1 protein-coding gene is annotated in these 251 nt (G+C 56.2%); it reads left to right on the plus strand.

Annotated elements, in window-relative coordinates:
• Positions 1 to 251 (plus strand): hypothetical protein (locus SM753_RS20950; protein ID WP_323192972.1); only part of this gene is annotated, 251 nt, incomplete at both ends.

The raw sequence follows: 251 nt of genomic DNA on the forward strand, positions 1-251 counted from the left end.
GGTGCTGCTTAACGCAGTAGACCGGGCAAGCCGACCGCTCAAAGCTATCCAGAACGCCAGTAAATCCCTTGCTGGCGATATCCGCACTTCTCAAAACACCCTGCGCGATCTGAATGCGCAGGCGTCCCGAATTGACGGATTCAGGAAAGCGAGCGCACAGCTTGCCGTGACCGGTCAGTCGCTTAACAAAGCGAAACAGGAGGCCGCAGCGCTGGCCGTCCAGTTTAAAAACACCGAAAATCCCACTAACG

Source organism: Halostella sp. PRR32 (assembly GCF_034808085.1).
In the GTDB taxonomy this organism is placed as follows: domain Archaea; phylum Halobacteriota; class Halobacteria; order Halobacteriales; family Natronoarchaeaceae; genus Halostella; species Halostella pelagica.